Origin of the sequence: Rothia sp. HMSC071B01 (genome assembly GCF_001808945.1) — a bacterium.
GTDB lineage: Bacteria > Actinomycetota > Actinomycetes > Actinomycetales > Micrococcaceae > Rothia.
Map to the genome: position 1 here is coordinate 170,615 of NZ_KV795071.1, position 19,539 is coordinate 190,153.

12 protein-coding genes are annotated in these 19,539 nt (G+C 62.8%); 3 read left to right on the forward strand and 9 right to left on the reverse strand.

The annotated features are described in order from the left end of the window. Window positions 1-223: 223 nt before the first annotated feature. Window positions 224-523, reverse strand: a complete 300-nt coding sequence (locus HMPREF2527_RS04205; protein ID WP_005506382.1) for a DUF4193 domain-containing protein — start codon at window positions 521-523, stop codon at window positions 224-226. Window positions 524-849: 326 nt separating this feature from the next. Here HMPREF2527_RS04205 and sepH point away from each other — a divergent pair, with 326 nt between their 5' ends. Continuing rightward, complete coding sequence (gene sepH, locus HMPREF2527_RS04210) at window positions 850-2,028, forward strand: septation protein SepH (RefSeq protein WP_210390367.1); 1,179 nt, start codon at window positions 850-852, stop codon at window positions 2,026-2,028. A gap of 127 nt (window positions 2,029-2,155) precedes the next feature. Here sepH and HMPREF2527_RS04215 read toward each other — a convergent pair whose 3' ends face one another. Together HMPREF2527_RS04215 and HMPREF2527_RS04220 are read right to left on the reverse strand one after the other, a co-directional pair. Further along, window positions 2,156-3,436, reverse strand: a complete 1,281-nt coding sequence (locus HMPREF2527_RS04215) for an alkaline phosphatase family protein (protein ID WP_070506588.1) — start codon at window positions 3,434-3,436, stop codon at window positions 2,156-2,158. A gap of 54 nt (window positions 3,437-3,490) precedes the next feature. Then, window positions 3,491-4,084 (reverse strand): DUF5998 family protein, encoded by a 594-nt coding sequence (locus tag HMPREF2527_RS04220; RefSeq protein ID WP_005506389.1) that lies wholly within the window; start codon window positions 4,082-4,084, stop codon window positions 3,491-3,493. A 286-nt stretch (window positions 4,085-4,370) separates the two neighbouring features. Between HMPREF2527_RS04220 and HMPREF2527_RS04225 the strand changes: the two genes are divergently transcribed. Together HMPREF2527_RS04225 and HMPREF2527_RS04230 are read left to right on the forward strand one after the other, a co-directional pair. Next, window positions 4,371-6,896: a DNA gyrase/topoisomerase IV subunit A gene (locus tag HMPREF2527_RS04225; RefSeq protein ID WP_070506590.1), complete on the forward strand. Its 2,526-nt coding sequence runs from the start codon at window positions 4,371-4,373 to the stop codon at window positions 6,894-6,896. Window positions 6,897-7,084: 188 nt separating this feature from the next. Continuing rightward, window positions 7,085-7,831 (forward strand): sulfite exporter TauE/SafE family protein, encoded by a 747-nt coding sequence (locus HMPREF2527_RS04230; RefSeq protein ID WP_256387618.1) that lies wholly within the window; start codon window positions 7,085-7,087, stop codon window positions 7,829-7,831. Between the two features lie 172 nt (window positions 7,832-8,003). On the opposite strand, the gene HMPREF2527_RS04235 is transcribed toward HMPREF2527_RS04230, so the two are convergent. From HMPREF2527_RS04235 to HMPREF2527_RS04260, 6 genes are all read right to left on the reverse strand, one after another. Beyond that, window positions 8,004-12,023, reverse strand: a complete 4,020-nt coding sequence (locus tag HMPREF2527_RS04235; protein WP_246824774.1) for a thiol reductant ABC exporter subunit CydD/CydC — start codon at window positions 12,021-12,023, stop codon at window positions 8,004-8,006. Window positions 12,024-12,201: 178 nt separating this feature from the next. Continuing rightward, window positions 12,202-14,451, reverse strand: a complete 2,250-nt coding sequence (locus HMPREF2527_RS04240) for an ABC transporter ATP-binding protein/permease (protein WP_070506599.1) — start codon at window positions 14,449-14,451, stop codon at window positions 12,202-12,204. Beyond that, on the reverse strand, window positions 14,448-15,575 hold the full coding sequence (locus HMPREF2527_RS04245) for an efflux RND transporter periplasmic adaptor subunit (protein WP_070506602.1): 1,128 nt from the start codon (window positions 15,573-15,575) through the stop codon (window positions 14,448-14,450). Before HMPREF2527_RS04245 ends, HMPREF2527_RS04240 begins: the two co-directional genes overlap by 4 nt. Before the next feature lie 63 nt (window positions 15,576-15,638). Further along, complete coding sequence (locus HMPREF2527_RS04250; RefSeq protein ID WP_083294457.1) at window positions 15,639-16,568, reverse strand: multidrug transporter; 930 nt, start codon at window positions 16,566-16,568, stop codon at window positions 15,639-15,641. Between the two features lie 245 nt (window positions 16,569-16,813). Then, the gene (gene cydB, locus HMPREF2527_RS04255) at window positions 16,814-17,884 is read right to left on the reverse strand and encodes a cytochrome d ubiquinol oxidase subunit II (protein ID WP_070506605.1); all 1,071 of its coding nucleotides are present in this window, start codon (window positions 17,882-17,884) and stop codon (window positions 16,814-16,816) included. Between the two features lie 21 nt (window positions 17,885-17,905). Continuing rightward, window positions 17,906-19,477: a cytochrome ubiquinol oxidase subunit I gene (locus HMPREF2527_RS04260; RefSeq protein WP_070506607.1), complete on the reverse strand. Its 1,572-nt coding sequence runs from the start codon at window positions 19,475-19,477 to the stop codon at window positions 17,906-17,908. Window positions 19,478-19,539 lie beyond the last annotated feature (62 nt).

Consider the following 19,539-nt stretch of genomic DNA (forward strand, 5'->3'; position numbering starts at 1 on the left):
TTCGCGGGTGTCTGTGCCATCACCTCGCGCTGTGTTGAGGCTCTACTGCGGGGTGTTTTCGTTGCTTGTTCGCGTTCAGCGCGTGCCGCGGTGTGCCGTGTTGGGTGCGATGCGGCGCTGTTCTTGCGCGCGCGGCTTTCACATACTCAACGGGGCGGGTGCACTCGGCACTCGCCCCGTCATGAGGTGTATGTCGGGTGGGTGTTAGCCCTTCCCTAAAGTTTTAGCCCTCGCACTCGATGCAGTAGGACAGGCCGCCCTCTTCGCGTGCAATCTGCGAGCGGTGGCGTACCAGGAAGCAGGATGCGCAGGTGAACTCGTCGTCCTGAGCGGGCAGAACAACAACGTTCAGCTCCTCGTTGGAGAGGTCAGCACCGGGCAGCTCGAAGCTTTCTGCTGCGCTGTTTTCGTCTTCGTCCACCGCACCGGACTGCATCTCGGAACGGCGGGCGTTCAGCTCCTCGTAGGACTCTTCGTTCTGCTCTTCGTCCTGCTTGCGAGGTGCATCGTAATCAGTTGCCAAACTTTCACGCTCCGTTGGTTCTGTGGCTGTGTGTTGAACTAGGCCACGCTGGTTTAATGAGTGCTCTAGGTGCCGCTGGTGAGGATTTAACCCCGACGGCATGCCAGGTATTGTTCACCATTGGCACCCTATTTGTCTAATCCTGGGTAGGCTTTGGACGGTTTAGGCGTCACATTCTAGCTTTTTCGGTCCGAAAAGTACATCTTTTTTTGGGGAAAATCCCGCCTCCGCTACTGATTTACCGCGCTTTCACGGTACCCTGGAAGGTAGTTTGCGTTCCGTGCAACACATTCACGAACGCGTCCGGTTCACCTATGGAGGTTCTCATGCTTGAACTGCGTCTGATTGGCGTTCACGATGACGGCGAAAATCTGGTGCTTGAGTCTGCTGACGGCACCCGCTTCTTGCTGCCGATTGACGCGAACCTGCGCACGAGCATCACCAAGGCTCGCCGTATTCAGCCCGCCCGCGGTCTGGGCGCTAAGGGCACCTTCGGTCCGCGCGATATTCAGACCCGTTTCCGTCAGGGTGCCTCCGTTGAGGAAATCGCTGAAGAGTCCGGTTGGGAGCCGGAGCGCGTGCGCCGCTACGAGTGGCCGATTGTTGCTGAGCGTGCTCACATTATTCGTGCCGCTCAGAGCGTGAAGATTGGTCGCCGCAGCTCCGCTTCGGGTACTGCACAGATTCCCGTGACCCTGAGCGCCCGCATTGAGGAAGTCTCCGAGCGTTACGGTTTTGAGGACGCAACCCAGGACTGGACCACCCGCCAGCAGGAGAACGGCCAGTGGCGCGTTGAGGTTGATATTGCGCTGAAGGATTCGGTGCGTCAGAACCTGCCCGCGCAGGTCGTCTTCCCCGCACGTTGGGTGTACAACCCGGCGAACCAGGGCCTGTACGCTTCGAATGAGGCGGCGTACTTCCTGATGGGCAACAGTGAGGACGCTGTTGCCGCCGCCGCTAAGAAGGCTCCCGTGGAGGTTCCTCCCGCCCGCCTGCCGAAGTCACCCGAGCCTGCACCGGCACCCCTTACTTCTTCTGAGAGCGCTGATGAGCGTAAGCTCAAGGAGCTTCTGGAGCGCGCCCGTTCGGTGCGCCCGGCACAGGTTGAGGAGCCCGAGGTGTTCGTGCACCGCGAGTCCGCACAGCCCGCTGAGGCGCCCGAAGCTGCTGCACCTGTAGCTACTGCACCGGCAGAGGCTCCGAAAGCTGAGGCGCCTGCCGCTGAGGCTCCCGTAGCGCCCGCTACTGAGGCTCCCGCCGAGGTTGCATCTGCTCGCGGCCCGCTGACCGGCGCACCCGCCGCACACACCCCCGCGGCGCATCCGGCACCGGAAGACTACAGTGAGCACGCACCCGCCGCAGAGACTGCTGAGGCACCGGCAGAGTCCGCACCCGCAGAAGCTGCTGAAGAACCTGCTGAGGAGAAGCCCAAGTCCTCCTCCTCGAAGAAGCAGCGTGTAAGCGTTCCGGCGTGGGACGACATCATCTTCGGCAGCCGCAAGTAAGCGACCGCCCTCGCGCTGCCCGATAGGGGCATCGAGACGAGAGCATCTAGACATACGAAAACCGCTGGTTATTCACCCGAATAACCAGCGGTTTTTTATGCCCTCTGGGTTTTAGAAGACTAGTACTTTAGAAAGTCTTGAGCATGCGCAACGGCACCAGACGTTCCGCGTCCGTGAGCGAACCGTGCTGACCAACCATGTGCAGGGCACGCTCCTGGTAGTGGCGCATATCGTACAGCGCCCAGTCGTCGCGAGCACACACCATTAGGTCGCCAATGCGGCCGCGCGCCGCATCCGTGATGACCGGGCCGAAGTAGCCGGCACGCATCAGCTCGCGAGAGTCAATCACCCAGGCGCGCTCGCCCCAGTACTGCGCCCAACGCTGAGCGGTGGCGGTACGTGCCGCCTCCGAGGTGTCTTCGAGGTACAGGTGCACGGCGCGCGGTTCACCGGCGGTCATGGCGATATTGCGGGTCAGCTCTTCCACACCGGAGTAGTCGATGCGCTGGTGCTCGGGCACGTTCACCATGCCGTGATCGGCGGTCACGAAGAGTGCCGCCCACGCCGGGGCGCGCTCCGCCAGACGCTTCAGCGCCGAGTTCAGTTCCTCCAGCTGCTGTAGCCATTCGTCGCTACCCACGCCGTAGCGGTGGCCCGCCGCGTCAATCTCGCCCCAGTACAGGTACACGGTGGTGGGGGTGCGGCTGGAGAGCGCCTCCAGGGCGTAGGTGACGCGGGCGTTATAGCCGACAGCATCCACGAAGTCGCCGCCACGCAGCGCCGCCTCCGTCAGACCGGTACCGCGGTACTTACCCAGCGAAATGGTGAGCACGCGGCGGTTCGTATGGTGGCGTTCCAGCACGGTCGGCAGCGGCTGCCAGGCGTGCGGGTCCACCGACTGATCCCAGCCGGACAGGTGGTTCATGACCGAGCCCGCTCCCCCATTACCTGCCGGGTTGCGCACCTCATAGCCGGCAATGCCGTGCGCGCCGGGTGCCGTGCCGGTACCCAGCGAGGTCAGGGAGGCGGCAGTCGTAGTGGGGAACGCGGCGTCCAGCGGGCCCAGGTTCAGGGTCTTACGCAGGGCGGGCGCGTAGCCACCGTAGCTGTTGAGCAGCTGCTCGCCCAGGCCGTCCACCATGATCACGCAGGCGTGACGGAACGACACCGGGTCAACATCCTGCTCCGCGAGGCGGCCGGCAAGGTTCAGCGGGTCGGCAACAGCGTGGAACGCCGGGTCGGAATCTAGCGCGTGCGCGGGGCGCGCCAGGCTTCGCTGAGCCACCAGAGAGGAGGCGGACTCCAGCACATCGGCGATGCTATTGCTACCGTAGGCGGGCGCGGGAGGCAACGGCGCGCCCAGAACATCGTGCAGAGTGGGCTGTTCGGTGCGGGACGGGGCCGTCATAAGTTCCTCTCGGGTGTCTTAGGGGTGTAGCGAGCGCCGTTGGGGCGCTGGTTTTTATCGGCGGGTTGCGTACATGCGGGCACGGTGCAGAGCACGCGCAAAATGCTGCGCACGCTGAACCGACTCAGGACCGTCAGCGGTCGCAGAAACACGCACCGCAATGTCCTCGCGGCGCGCATCGCCGGTGAAGCCGTGGTCGGCGTTGCACTGCGGATCCTGGCAGCCAGCAGGAGCCAGCTCCATGTGCAGCGAACCGGTCCAAGCAATCTGGAAGGAAATCTCAGTCGGGGCGGTGCTACCGGCGTTGTACGCCTGCGGCTGGCTGAAACCGTAGCTGATGGTGACCGCGTTCAGGGCGCTCAGGTGCACCGCCTCCACGCTCACATGCGCCACGGTGCCCTGCGCGTCACCTTCAAGGTGCTGGTCGTCCAGGTGCGCAAAGATGACGTGCTCACCGCAGAGCACCATCACGGTGATGTGGCGGTGAAAATCATCGCGGGAGAAGTGGGTTTCATGCTGTACGAAGTGCGCGTCCGGGTTCATGCCCGCCAGCGCGTCATCCACCACTTCCAGCACGAGGTCGGGGTAGAAACCGGCATGCTTAATATCTGCGACCAGTTGCTCGCGTTCGGGGGTGGTGGCGTACATCGTACCTCTTTCGTGCGGTGCCCTCATGAGGCGACGTCGGTCGGCGCACACGATGAAGGCGGTTAGGTATTACTCCCCTCTACCTTAGAGGGTTCCAGCCGGGCTGTGCTACTTGACCACGCTGATACAGGCGTATATGACGGCGTGCGCTCCCCCGGTACGCTTCGGTTACTGGCCCGCGACCGGCTTGGCGCACCCCACAGGTGACGCTGACCAGCCAGCCCGTTTCATCCGCTCCCACCCGCTAAAATAGGAGGAGCGAAAACACACCGACACGAGGAGATATATGGCTCGCCGATCCAAATCCGCCGTCAGCGACTACCCGGTGGATGTGGTAGAGAATATCGTCGACATCGACGTATCCGCCGAGATGGAAACCAGCTTCCTGGAATACTCCTACTCGGTGATTTATTCGCGCGCCCTCCCCGACGCCCGCGACGGCCTCAAGCCCGTGCAGCGCCGCATCCTCTACATGATGCAGCAGATGGGTCTGCGCCCCGACAAGGGCCACGTCAAGAGCGCCCGCGTGACCGGCGAGGTCATGGGTAAGCTCCACCCGCACGGCGACGCCGCCATCTACGACGCCATGGTGCGCCTCGCCCAGCCCTTCGCGCTGCGTCTGCCCCTCGTTGACGGTCACGGTAACTTCGGCTCCCTCGACGACGGCCCGGCAGCCGCCCGATACACCGAAGCACGCATGGCACCCGCCGCGCAGGCACTCACCGCAGACCTCGAAGAAGACGTGGTTGACTTCGTACCGAACTACGACAACCAGTTCATGCAGCCCTCCGTGCTGCCCGCAGCGTTCCCGAACCTGCTCGTCAACGGCACCACCGGCATCGCGGTCGGCATGGCAACCAACATGGCGCCGCACAACCTGCGCGAGGTCATCGCCGGTACCCGCCACCTCATCGCTCACCCCGAGGCGAGCCTCAAAGACATCATGAAGTTCATCCCCGGCCCCGACCTGCCCACCGGCGGCACCATCGTGGGTCTGGGAGGCATCCGTGACGCCTACGAAACCGGCCGCGGCACCTTCAAGACCCGCGCGAAGGTCTCCATCGAGCAGGTCAGCCCCCGCAAGCAGGGCATCGTCGTCACCGAACTGCCGTACATGGTCGGCCCCGAAAAGGTCATCGAAAAGATCAAGGACGGCGTCAACTCCAAGAAACTCACCGGCATCTCCGACGTGGTCGACCTGACCGACCGCACCAACGGTCTGCGCCTCGTCATCGAAATCAAGAACGGCTTCAACCCGGAGGCGGTGCTCGCCGCCCTCTACAAGCACACTCCGCTTGAGGATTCCTTCGGCATCAACAACGTGGCGCTCGTGGACGGTCAGCCGCAGACCCTCGGCCTGCTCGACCTGATGCGCGTGTACATTGACCACCGCCTGAACGTGGTCCGCCGCCGCACCGAATTCCGCCTGGGCAAGCGCACCGACCGCCTGCACCTGGTGGAGGGCCTGCTCGTGGCAATCCTCGACATTGACGAGGTCATCCAGATCATTCGTGAATCTGACGAGACCGCTCAGGCGCGCGAAAAGCTGAAGGTCGTCTTCGACCTGACCGACACCCAGGCGAACCACATTCTGGAGCTGCGCCTGCGCCAGCTCACCAAGTACTCCCGCCTGGAACTCGAAGCAGAGCGCGACACCCTGCAGCAGGAAATCGCGGAATTGCAGCGTATCCTCAGCTCCGATGCGGCGCTACGTGAACTGGTCTCCGACGAGCTCGCCGAAGTTGCCGAACGCTACGGCACCGACCGCCGCACCCAGCTCAAAACCAAGGACGACATGCAGGTCGCCATTGAGGCAGTCACCGCGCAGTCCAAGGCGAAGAAGAGCCTGGGCCTCGCCCTCGAAATCGCGGATGATCCCTGCTGGGTGCTACTTTCGGCATCCGGCATGATGGGACGTACCCCCGGCAAGCCCATCCGCGAGGCGCTCGTGGATCCCGGCAAGCGTTTCAAGCACGACGTGTTCACCTCGATTGCGCCGACCACCGCGCGCGGTGAGATCGGTGCCGTGACCTCCGCAGGACGCATGGTGCGCCTGTCCGTCATGGACATTGCGGTGCTGGACGAGAACGGTGGCACCCCCTCCATGACGTCTGCTGTGAAGGCAGCCGAGCTGGTTCAGCTCGCCAAGGGTGAGAAGCTGGTCGCCCTCGTACCGCTGAACACGGTGCTGGCGCTGGCAACCGCGGGCGGCGTGATCAAGCGCCTCAACCCGGATTACCCGCTGAACCAGACCGAGTGGGACATCATGAAGCTCAAGGATGGCGACGAAATCGTAGTCGCCGCCCCCTGCCCCACTGACGATGCGGTACTCACCTTCGTCACCCGCGACGCGAAGCTACTGACCTTCGACGCGGCAAAGGTCCGCCCGCAGGGACGCACCGGCGGCGGTATCGCAGGCATCAAGCTTGCCGACGACGACCGCCTCATCGCCCTGGGTGTGACCGCGCCCGGCGACGCGGCGGAGGTCGTAACCGTCGCCAACGGCAAGGACGGCCTGGCGAGCGCCAAGGTCACCGCCCTGAGCGAGTACCCGCAGAAGGGCCGCGCAACCGGCGGTGTGCGTGCGCACCGTTTCCTCACCGGTGAGAGCCAGCTGGCTCTGGCGTGGGTGGGCGTGGGCCCGGCGAAGGCGGCGTCCTCCGGCGGTGTGGCTCGTTCCCTGCCGACCGAGCACGGTGCCCGTGACGGTTCCGGTGTGATGCTCACTCAGAGCATCGGCATTGTGGGCCCGAACTATGCGGCTGTTTCTGCTGCGATGGCGGTTAGCCCGGAGGGTGAAAAGCTCTTCTAGGCGCGCCGTTCACGGCCTTTCGGCCTTAGGTTGTTAACGAAGCCGGGGGTGAAGACACGTTGTGTGTGTCTTCACCCCCGGCTTTTATGTGGTGTACCTTAAGTAACACAGCACACATTCATTGACGCATTATTCCTAGAGGATTTGTCGTGCTTGATTTACTGTCCGTCACACCAGAGTTATTTATCGTGCTCCTGCTCGCTGCCTTCTGCGCAGGATGCATCGACTCTGTCGTGGGCGGAGGCGGCATGATCCAGCTCCCCGCCCTGCTCATGGCACCCGGATTCTCACCCGTCGCCGCCCTGAGCACCAATAAAGTTGCCAGCGCCATGGGCACTTTGACGAGCGCCTCAACCTATATTCGCTCGCTCAAAATCCCGTGGAAAATCCTGCTCCCCGTAGCGTTCGTGGCGTTCTGCGCCTCCGCCGCCGGCGCGCACTGCGCTACGATCCTGCCGGCACATATTTTCCGCCCCGCCATTGTGGTGGTTCTAGCCGCTATCCTCGTCTTCTCGGTGCTACAACCGCGCATACCTCGCGGGCGGCCTCGCACGCTCACAACCTCATCATTCCTAGTGCGCGGCTTTGCGCTGGGTCTGATTCTGGGCGGCTACGACGGCATCCTCGGGGCTGGCACCGGCGCGATGATGCTCGTCGCCCTGCAGATAGCCATGGGCTACGATATGCTCCACGCAACCGCAGCCGCCAAGGTTCTTAACACCGCCACCAACCTCGGCGCGCTCCTCTATTTCATTCCGCTGGGCTCGATTCACTGGCTCCTCGGAATCGCCATGGGATGCGCCAACATGGCGGGAAGCTGGGTTGGTGCCCGCACCGCAATTCACCTGGGCGAGCGATTCATTCGCCGCGTGCTCGTTATCGTTATGACCCTCATGCTGCTGCGATTGAGCGCGCAGATACTCGGCTGGGTCTAGCTCTCTCCTCCCCACCCTCACCCGAACCTATTCGCGCACAAGAAATGCCCCGGTACTTTCACGAAGTACCGGGGCATTCCCATGCACACTATTTTTTCTAGGGGCGTTTTTCTAGGAGCGTTCTTTCGGGGCGCATCATCGGCGCGCCCCGCCGCCTGCTAGAGAGCAGCTGCTAGAGACGAACCACCTCATCGCAACGGGCAATATCCTCAGGACGGTGCGACACCAAAACCGTAGCCACAGAGCTGGAGCGGGTCGCCGCATCCAAGTCAGCCATCAGCGCACGGGCAGACTCGGCATCCAGGTGCGCGGTCGGCTCATCCAGCAGCAGCACCGGCGAGTTCACCAGCAGGGCACGAGCCACCGCCAGACGCTGGCGCTGACCGCCGGAAAGGAAGGAACCGCCAGCACCCACCGGGGTGCGCAGGCCCTGAGGCAGAGCGTCAAACCACTCGCCCAGACCCACACGGCGCAGAACCTCAATCAGCTCTTCCTCGCTCGGGCGATCCGAACGGTCACGAGCCAGCATCAGGTTGCCCTCAAGGGTCGACTCGAAAATGTGAGCCGCCTGCGGGCACCACGCCGCGTAGCCGCGCAGCTGCTCACCCTCCAGGACCTCGCCGGAAGCCAGCACGCGGCCGGACTCCAGCGGCAAGAAGCCCAGAACGGTTGCAAGCACGGTAGACTTACCGGAACCGGAGGGGCCGGTCACCGCAGTCCAGGAGCCGGCGCGGGCGTTCATGTTCAGGTCGGTGAAGACCGGGTGATCCATGCCGGGCCAGCGGGCGGCTGCGTCCTGCAGGCTCAGTGCCGGGGCGGGGTCGGTGACCTTCACGCCGAGTTCCTGCGGGGTGCCGCAGCTGACCAGGGTGGGTTCGCCGGGCTTCGGCGGGCGCGGGGCGCCAGCCTTAGAACCAGCCTTAGAATCCGTCTGAGCGCCAGCCGCAGATCCGGGGCGATCAAAGCGGTGGGCACGCTGACGGTCAGCTTCCAGCAGCTCCTCCATCTCGGCCTCTGCGCGGGCACGCAGACGCTCAACACGACGCGGCAGAACGTGGGTGTCCACCTCAGCCTCGGTCGGCACGGAACGCTTCAGGGTCGAGACGGCAACAACACCCTCCAGGGATACGTCACGCACACTCGGGGCAATCGTAGCGAGCAGGCGGCTGAACGCGGGCCAGGAGCGGACCGCCTCAACATGGCCCAGGGAGCTTTCCAGCATGCCGGTGCACAGCAGCACCACAATCGCCGCTTCGGGGGCACGCACGGTGCCGTCGACAGCCAGCGGGTACGCAATGACTGCGCTTGCCAGAGCCGCACCGAACCAGCTCAGAGTCACGAGGGTACGACCCACGCCCTGAGCGGTCGAGCCCTTCTGCAGGGCGGACAGGTTCTCGGCGTCCAGGGCGCCGTTAGCCTTCTCAGCGGTGGTTGCCACGCCGTTAGCGCGCAGGTCCTCAGCAGCCGAGAGCATGCCGGTACCCAGGCGCAGCATCTGCGCGGTGGAGCGGCGAGCCAGCGACTCCGCACGGGCATCAGCGCGAAGCACAATCCACGGAGCCACAAAAGTGCTGACCAGCACGGCAAGCAGAACCGGAATCAGAGCCTGCGGCAGGATGCACGCGGTTGTAATCAGCGCCGCGGTCATGACCAGCAGGTGCGCAGCCGGCGGAATAATAACGCGCGGCACGCCGTCACGCAGCTCATCAATACCGCCGACGAGGCGTTCGAGCAGCGCGTCACCGCGCAGCAGGGCACGCACGCTGCTCACGCTCTGCCATGCGCCAACCCAGGCGCGCAGACGCAGAATATTAGCGGCGGCAAGGACCTTCGAGTGGGTCATCAGACGCTCAGCGTAGCGGGCGCAGGCACGGCCCAGGCCGAAGAAACGCACGCCCACGATGGCGACCATCAGGTACATCATTGCCGGGCCCTCGGCGGCGCGAACAATCAGCCAGCCGGACAGCGCGGTCAGTGCCGCAGCCATCAGGGAAGTAATCGCAGCCATGATCACCGGGCCGGTTGCGGCGCGAACACCGATACCGGTCAGTTCCTTCAGGGTGCGCAGGCTTGCGAACAGGCCGGCAGGCTCGGCTTCCTTGACCTCGGTAGCTGCGGAGGTGCCCGCCGGGGCGGTGCTTTCAGCCTCGTACTCTTCCCTGTCCTTGAGCAGGTGCGCGGGGGCTTGCGCGGGAACCGCAACGCGGGCGGTGTTCGCCTCAGCGGTCCATGTGTAGCCCTGGGCGGTCTGCACGGCACGAACGAGGGTGTCGCAGCCAGCGGCGAGCTCCTGCTCGTGGGTCACGATCAGCACGGTTGCGCCTAGTTCCGCCAGGCGGTGCAGGGCGCGGGTCACCAGGTATGCCGAGTAGGCGTCCAGGTGCGCGGTCGGCTCATCCACCAGGACGGTCAGCACGGTCTGCTCACCGCCGGCACGGTAGATAGCCTCGGCACGAGCCAGGGTGCGTGCCACGGCGAGGCGGCGCGCCTGACCAGCACTGAGGGCACCGGGTTCAAGGGCGGTCAGCTTCTCCATGCCCAGCTGAGCCAGCGGGCCAACCATCAGCGCGGACTCGGCATCGGTGACGGACAGCTTCTTGGAGTCCATCGCTTCACCGAGCAGAGCGGCTGCACGCTCACGCTCCGCCTCGGTGGCGCTGAGTGCGTAGAGAGCCATTTCGGTCTGCACGGTCGGCGCGGTGAAGACCGGCGACTGCGGAATAACCAGGGTGGTTCCCAGACCGCTCACGCTACCGGTCAGGTGCACGGGCTCCTCCGAGCCGGTGGGCACCAGACCCTCACGTACTGCACCGGAGAACACGTTCAGCAGGGTGGACTTACCGCAACCGGACTCACCCATCACGCCGATAACCGCACCGCGCTCACCCTGAGCAGTTTCACTCTGGGCGGTAGCAACGCGACGATCCAGGTTCAGGGACAGGTTAGTCAGCACGGCAGGACGCGCCGGGTAGCTCACCGACAGGTCCTCAACAGCGATGGTGGAAGGCTGGCCCTTCTGCACTACCGAATCCTTTGCAGACGGATCCTGTGCAGTCGAGTCCGCAGCGGCGGCGGGCAGGGGCGCATCAATAATCTTCTGGGCGCTACGCAGGGCGGCAACGCCGTCCTCCGACTGGTGGTAAGCGGCACCCACATCACGCAGCGGCTGGTAGCATTCGGGAGCCAGCAGCAGCACGAGAATTGCGGTGTCCAGGCCCAGGGTGCCGTTGACCAGGCGCACACCAATCAGCACAGCAATCAGCGCCACCGAAATGGTGGTGATGAGCTCCAGCGCAAGCGAAGACATGAAGGCGCTACGCAAAGTCTGCATAGTACGTTCACGGTAACGCTGGCCGAGGGCGTTCATGGAACGGGTCTGTGCACGTTCACGGCCCAGACCGATAATGACGGGCAGGCCGCGCACCAGCTCCAGAATATGGTCGGAGAGGCGGTGCAGTTCAGCCTGAGCTTCTGCGGTCTCGTCGCGGGTGTTCTTACCAATCAGGATCATGAACACCGGAATAAGCGGCAAGGTGCATGCCAGCACCATGGCGCTCATCCAGTCTAGGGCCGCCACAACAACCCAGAGGATGAACGGCACAATCGCGGTGGAAACGAACGCGGTCAGGGTCTTGGTGTAGTAGTCATCCAGGGCGTTCAGGCCGCGGGACAGCAACACAGCGGTCGCGCCGGTACCTTCGGGGGTGTCTGCGCCACCGGTGGCGAGCACGCGCTTGAGCAGGGCGGAACGAATCTGAGACTTCGCTCCGGAGGCGGCACGCTGCGCGCTCACAGCCAGCAGGTAGTCGGTACCCGAGCGGACGAGCAGGGCGATGACGGCGACTGCGATCAGGCCGGGGGTAATGGTGTCTGCGTCGCCGAAGAGCCCGCCGAGGCCGAGCAGCCAGCCGCCGTGCGCCTCCAGCTGCGCCTGCGCGGAGCCCGAGAACTCAATGTAGGCGCGGTACACGTCCGGGGCGCTGGTCTCTTTGAGGCGCGCGTGCTCGGCGGCAACAGCGGCGAAACCGGCGTGTGCCGCGCGGGCAATAATCACAGCCAGGGCGGCGCTGAAAAGCACCGTCGCGAGAGTGTGCACGGCAGTGATGACACCGAACGTGCTGAGGGTTTTACGGGCGTCAGGGCCCAGAGGCGGGCGGCGGTCAGCGCGGTCATTGCGCTTTCCGTCGGTCACCTCTGGTGCCTCGGTGTTCTGATGTTTGTCAGCATGACGCGGTGTGTGCGTTCGACTCACGTGTTGTCCTTAGTCTTCTGCTGTTTTTACCTCCCATCAGTTTAAGGGTTGGGCTATCTAATACCTATTTGACCAGTCAAGTTTCGGATAATTGGCTGGTCCTCACCCAGCGCTAGTTCTAGCCACGCATCGCATCGGCGGGGCTCTTGCGGGACGCTACCCACGCCGGGTACGCCGAAGACACCAGACCGGTAAGGGCGCCAACGCCCACGCCGAGCACCACGAATCCGGGTGAGAGAACCGCCTGCCAGCCCTGCACGAGCGAAAGAATAATCGTCGCAATCATGCCGGAGCAGGCACCGATGGAACCACCGAGCACGCCGAGCATGACACCCTCCATGAGGAAGATGCGGGCAATCAGCCATTTACTCGATCCGATGGCGCGGCGCAGCGCAATCTCTGCGGTGCGCGATTGCACGGACAGATACATTGCGGTTGCCGCCGAGAGGGAGGCGAGCACCAGCAGAATACCGGAGAGCACACCCACGTACAGGCCCAGATCCGAGGCGATGGACGCGCGTAGGCTCTGCAGGTCGGAGGGGGTTTCCACGTTGATCTGGCTGGGTTCAGCGGGCTTGAGGGTCAGCGGAATCGCCTTGGCGACCGCTTTGCCGTAGCCCCGTTCGGTTTCGGCAATGTAGGTCACCTGGCCGCGTCCAGTGCGCTGAAGTGTGCCCGGCGAGACAATGACCGTATTCCTGAATTCGTAGCCGCTATTGCCGGGGTCGAAGAGGCCGATGACCGGCATCAGCTGACCTTCCACCCAGATGCTCACACCGGGTGCCACCTGCGGCAGCCCGCCGAGCTTAATGCCGTACTCGACGGCGGGTAGCTCGCCCGGGCGGGGCTCGGTTGTGGCGTTATCTGCCGCCTTATCTTCGGGGAGAATGCCGAGGGCACGGGCAGCGGAGACCGACACAATAGCGCCGGAGAGCTGCTCGGAGCGTTCACGGTCAGCAACGTTCTGTTGGGTGAGGGTCGAGTTCATCTGTTCGAGCGCACGCAGGGTTTCGGGGTTCATGCGGGCACCGATTTGCTCGAGCCTGGTCTTCGAGGTGGAGCTGAGGCCAATCGCCGTTTTGGGTTCGTCCTCGTAGGGGCTGAACCGGGTGATTCGCACGTCGGCGGGCGCCACGCTGCTGACGAATCCGGTGTTCTTCACGTAGTCCAGCGCGCTAATGCGGTCGGCAACATTCTGCGCGGATTCACCCTGCCGGTAGGTTCCGAGCATGTTCTGGTCATTGTCCCTGTCGCTGATGTAGAGCGTGGATTGTTCGGATCCGAGCAGGCGCTGGTTCACCTGGTAGCTGGCGGATTCGCTCATGCCGGAGGCGCTGATGAGTCCGCCCACGCCCAGCGCGAAAGACAGGCCCAGCAGCAGGGTGCGTAGCGGTCGTGAGGTGAGCGCCGAGATTGCCTCGATGCTGTCGTCGGTGAGGAAGCTTCCGCGGCGATGCGTAGCGGGCTTCTCCCCCGGTGCGAGGCTGGTGGTAGCATCTACCGGGGCACCAACCGTGGCTTCTGCCGGGGTGTCCGTTGCAACCGGCACAGCCTCGGCAACCGGCACCTCAGCGACCGGCACCGTAGCCAAGTCGGCGCGGCTCTGCTCGTGCAACTGCCCATCCTCAATGCGAATCACACGGCGGGCGGCGGCGGCAACCTCCGGGTCGTGGGTAATAACCAGCACGGTACAGCCGGTCGCGTTAATGCGCTGCAGAATCTCAATGACCTTGGCGCTATTGTGGCTGTCCAGGTTGCCGGTGGGCTCGTCGGCAAGAATCAGCGGCGGGCGCGTGGCGAGGGCACGAGCAATGGCGCAGCGCTGCTTCTCGCCGCCGGAGAGGTAGCGGGTGCGGATGCTGGCGCGGTCGCTCAACCCCAGAAATTCTAGGGTTTCTTCGGTGCGTTGCAGGCGCTCGCCGTAGGGTACGCCCTGCACGCGCAGGCCCATGGAGGCGTTGGTCGTGCTGGTTTCGTCCAGCAGCATGTTTGAGGATTGGAAGATGAAGCCGAGGTGGTCTCGGCGCATTTCGTCGCGTTCTCTGTCGCTGAGTCCTTCCGTGTTTTTGCCGAAGAGGCTGTAGGTTCCGCTGGTGGGAGTGTCGAGCAGACCAATGGCGTTGAGCAGGGTGGATTTACCGGAGCCCGACGGACCAATAATGGCGAGGAATTCGCCGCGTTCGACCACCAGGTCGAGGTGGTCGAGGACTGCTCGTTCGCTCCCCTCGAAAACACGGGTAATGCCGTGCATTTCGATAGCGGGCGCGGTACCGAGCCCGGCAGCAGGTGTAGCGGCGGACGCTACGTTGGGCGCAATTGTAGGCGCACGTCCTGGGCTTGTGTCTGGGGTTATCTTACGGCGGCTCATGAGACAAGCACCTTCTGTCCCGTGCTGAGGTTTGCGTTGATTGCGGCGTATCCGCCGGCGGTGCGCAGAACCTCAACGTTAACTCGTTCGGTGGCGGGCGCATCCTTGCTGGTCGAGGTGGAGCTTCCGCCCTTTTCAACGAGCACGTAGGTGCCCTGGGAGTCCTGGCGTACCGCGGTAGTCGGCACGGCGAGGGTGGTTGAGGTGTTGCCCTTGCTGGTGATGGAGGCGCTCTGCCCCGGAGTGAGCTTGCTCGGGTCGTCGGCGCTGAATCGCACGCTCTTCGCCGCACCCTTGGAGGGGTCGTTCTGCAGCTCACCAATGCTGGTGATGGTGCCCTCCACACTGCCGGTGGAAGTGCGCAGGCTAACGCGGTCGCCGGCCTTGACCTTATTGGCAACAGAGAGCTCAACGCTGGATTCCACGTAGGGTTCGCTAGTTTCTACACTCGCGATGGGGTTGCCGTCGCTGATGAGCTGACCGACCGCGGCAACGGCGGTGACGGTGTGGCTTCCGCCGGGCAGAATCGCGTAGTTGTTGCGGGCAATGCTGGTGACCCCTTCGCTGGGCACGCCGGTCAGGTGCGCGCGGTGCAGGCGCGTGACGGCGTCGAGGGTGTCTTCGGTAACGGTGCCGCTCTGAGCGGTGGCGTACCCGGCGGAGTTCAGTGCCTTCTGGAAGGCGAGCACGTCGTCGCCGTTATCGCCCAGGTTGAGGTCGCGGTACAGCGGCAGCGGCCCTTCCAGCACGAAGACGGGGTCGGCGCCAATAATGCCGATGAAGTCACCGGCCTTGAGCACGTTACCGGGCTTCTGGTTCTGGTAGACGAGCACCGGCTCACCGTTGGTGCGCGCGCTAATCGGGGCGGTCTCTCCCGCCTTGGTGGTTCCTGCAATGGCGAGTCCCTCGCTGACGGTGCGTTCTTCGACCTTCGCCCAGACCGGGATCACGGTTTTCGCTTGCACGGTCGGGTCGGGGCCTGTTGCGGCGTAGCGGGTGCCAAGGTAGAAGGACAGCATGAGCGAGCCGATGGCGAGGATTGCCAGCAGCAGGAGCACGCGGGGTCGGGCGATGCGCTCGCTAAAGCGGTGACCGCTGTTTTGGTTCTGTGAGTGAGTGGTCATGGCGGTGTCTTTCTGAGCTGTTTTTGCGCTGTCTTTTGTGGTGCTGTCTTTCAGCGTCCCGGTTTACTGGTGCTCCATAACGTACTGCTTGAACTTCTCGTCACGCTCACGTTCTGCCTTGCGGTCCTGCTCAAGCTGCGACTGGTACTTGCGGATGAGCGGCATCTGATACTGTGCCTCCAGGTCGTAGAGCTGCTGGCTCATGCCGACCTGTTGGTTGCATTCTGCCATGATGGTGGCGATGCGGATCTCTTCTTCGGAGGCGGGCTCGTTGAAACCGCCGTTCTTGCTCTGCTGCTCATTCAGCGGGCTTTCCTCGGCGACATAGCCTGCCTTAATGGGGGTGAGCCCCCGGTTTGAGACGCATTGCTTCCACTTCTCTTCGAGCTCGCGGTGCAGTTTGCTACCGTAAACGGCGTTGGTTGCGTCGGTGGAGATACGACTGTATGTGGACTGCACGTCATTCTCGGGCCTCTTACCTTCGGGAACCGCGGCCTCCAGGGTCTCGCGGGCCTTGTCATGACATTCGGTGCGAAGCTGCTCCTCGGGGCTCAAGCTCTCCGGTGAGCTAAAGGAGATGGGGGCGGCGTTGGGGTCTCGCTTCTGGAATCCGTACTTCTTGGCGTATTCGACGTTCCAGGGACCGTACTTTCGGCCAAAATCGCCACGCGGCGCACTCTCAGAGTCGGGAGCCGGGATGGTGTAGTTCTGCCCGTGTTCGGCGAAGCACTGCTTCATGGCAATCTGCAATGCCGTGTATTCGTAATGAGTGCCCCCCTCGTAGTAGAGGTAATCGTCCAAGGGCATCTTCACGATGTCCTGTTCCGCGTCGAAGATGGCGTGGACGCTTTCGTCGCGTTCCAGCGGCGGGTTGAAGAGCGAGCATGCGCTCAGCGGGAGCACGCCGATGCAGAGCAGGGCGCCCGTGGCGAACAGGCGGCGGCGCGTGCCGGTACGAGGGGCGGGTCCGGTGCGGCGGTTGAGGGACTTCATCGTTGAACGCCTTTCATAAGAGTGAGTTGTACACCACATTACACCTTTTACTCCCTGTCGCGCCCGAATTTCGGGGGGGGCACCAAAAATTTTTGCGCGCCCACTCGCCTGCCGCGAGCTGCATCCGCTGCGGGCATAGTCTCCAGCAGGAATAGCCCTCTGTGTGCATAGTCCACTGTGTGCATAGAAAAATCCCCCGAACTTCTCAGAAGAGAAATTAGGGGGATTCTTCAATCAGCTACATGCTACTTGGTCGGCAGTTCAGCCAGTTCGGTAGCGTCGTGAGCCTCGGGGATGTGATCCACGTGCAGACGCTTACGGAAGACCCAGTAGGTCCATGCCTGGTAGACGAACACGACCGGCAGACCAAGGCAGGTCACGAAGGTCATAACGCCCAGGGTGTACTCGGAGCTGGAGGCGTTCGCAATGGTGAGCGAGTATGCCGGGTCCAGAGTGGAGGGCAGAACGTTCGGGTACATTGCGGTGAAGATTGCCAGAGCGCCGAATGCGAGGAACACGGACAGACCAGCGAAAGCGCGACCCTCACGGCCACCCTTTGCGGAGATCCAAGCAATCAGAACAGCAACCACAGCCAGGATGGTGCACAGCCAGGAGATGCCGTTACCGGTGGTGAAGTCCAGAGTCAGAACCCATGCAACGATCGGCAGCAGCAGGACGGGAGCCCAGCGTACCAGGGTGTTGCGGGCACGGTCGCGGATATCACCGTCGGTCTTCAGAGCGATGAAGGCAAGACCCTGAACCAGGGAGAAGCCAACGAAGCCCAGACCGCCGAGCAGAACCGGCAGAGAGACCCATGCGAAGGCGCCGCCGACGCGGTCGCCGTTCTCGTTGATGGGCAGACCCATGGAGGTCAGACCCAGCAGAGCACCAACGAGCAGTGGGATAAAGAAGGAAGAAACAGACAGAGCGATGTTCCAGTTACGGATCCACTTCTCGTCGTTCTTCTTACCGCGGTATTCAATTGCGACCACGCGCAGAATCAGGAAGACCAGCGCGAGGGTCAGAGGAATGTACAGAGCCGAGAAGAGGGCTGCGTACCAGATGGGGAATGCTGCGAAGATAGCAGCACCGCCGGACACAATCCACACCTCGTTACCGTCCCAGACGGGGCCGATGATGTTCAGCAGCAGACGACGTTCCTTCTCGTTCTTGGTGAACTTGGAACCCATCAGCATACCGACGCCCAGGTCGAAACCGTCGAGAATCAGGTACATGATGAGGAAGACGCCAATGGCGACAAACCAGAGGGTGGGCAGGCCAGGCTGACCGGCAAAGATATTGAAATCAAAGTTCATGGTGAATCAATCCTTACCCGCCTAGTAGGCGAACTCCAGCACATCGCGCTTGGACTTGTCGTTGGACTCGTCCTCGTGGTGCGACTGAACCAGCTCGGGCATTGCTGCCACAACACCGGCCTTGACGTACTTAATGAGCAGGTAAACCTCAACCACCATCAGCACGCCGTAGAGCAGACCCAGGGTGAGCAGGGAGAAGAGGATTTCTTCACCGGAAACACCCGGGGAGATAGCTGCTGCGGTGAACAGGTGAATCGAGGGGTCACCCTGAAGGTTCGGAGCCACAACGAAGGGCTGGCGGCCCATTTCGGTGAAGATCCAGCCGAGGGAGATAGCGAAGAAGGGAGCCAGGATGAACCAAACTGCAACGTTCTTGAGCAGCTTGGACTCGGGGACGGTGCCCACGCCCTTCTTACGGGTTACCCACAGTGCGTAGAGGTAGAGGGGCAGTACGACCGCACCCAGACCAATCATGCCGCGGAAGCCCCAGTAGGAGACCTCGAGGGAGGGCAGGTAGTCAATCTTCTGACCTGCACGCTCACCGTAGAGCGGGTTGTTGGGCAGGTTGGTGCCGAACTTAGCTTCGTACTCGGGCAGCAGGGTCTGAATACCCTTCACCGGGGTGTCGAAGTTGTCGTGTGCCAGGAAGGACAGCACGCCGGGAACCTCGATGACGGTGTGAATCTTATCGCAGCTCTGAGCACCGAGTTCACCGACGGTCAGAACGGAGAAGGAGGTGCCGTCGTGGCACGCAGCTTCTGCAGCAGCCATCTTCATGGGCTGCTCGTGAATCATCAGCTGTGCCTGCAGGTGACCGGACGCGCCGATACCTGCGAAAGCGAGGAGGCCTACAACAGCGCCCAGGCGCAGGGACTTAAACCAAACCTGGAAGTCAGCCTTGTCGCGTGCACCCTTGTCGGACTCACCAACAACAACCTTGCCGTCAACGACCTTGTCGATGCCGTCCTTGCGGCGGCGCCACAGCTTGTACCATGCGATACCAACCAGGAAGCCACCAGCAACCTGAATAGCGGCGGTGATGACGTGAGTGAAGGTCACCCATGCGAGGGGGTTGAGCAGCACTGCACCGATATCGGTCATGCGGGGACGACCGTCAATCATTTCTGCACCAACGGGGTGCTGCATCCAGGAGTTTGCAACCAGAATGAAGAATGCAGAAATCCAGGAGCCGAGAACTGCCATGAACAGCGAGAATGCGTGTACAGCAGGCTTGAGTCGGTCCCAACCGAAGATCCACAGACCGAGGAAGGTCGACTCAACGAAGAAGGCGAAGAGGCCTTCCATTGCCAGCGGAGCGCCGAAGACGTCGCCGACGAAGCGGGAGTATTCACTCCACGCCATGCCGAACTGGAATTCCTGAACCAGACCGGTGGCCACACCCATAGCGAAGTTAATGAGGTACAGCTTGCCCCAGAACTTCGTCATGCGCTTGTATTCGTCCTTCTTGGTACGAACGTAGCGAATGTATAGGTAGGTCACCACAAGGCCCAGACCCAGAGTCAGCGGAACCATGAAGAAGTGGTAGACGGTGGTAATACCGAACTGCCACCTACCAAAATCAAGGGGATCCATTGATAGGTCCTTACTATGTGTGTACTTAATGTGCGTTTGTGCCAGATTTCGGGTAGTCCACC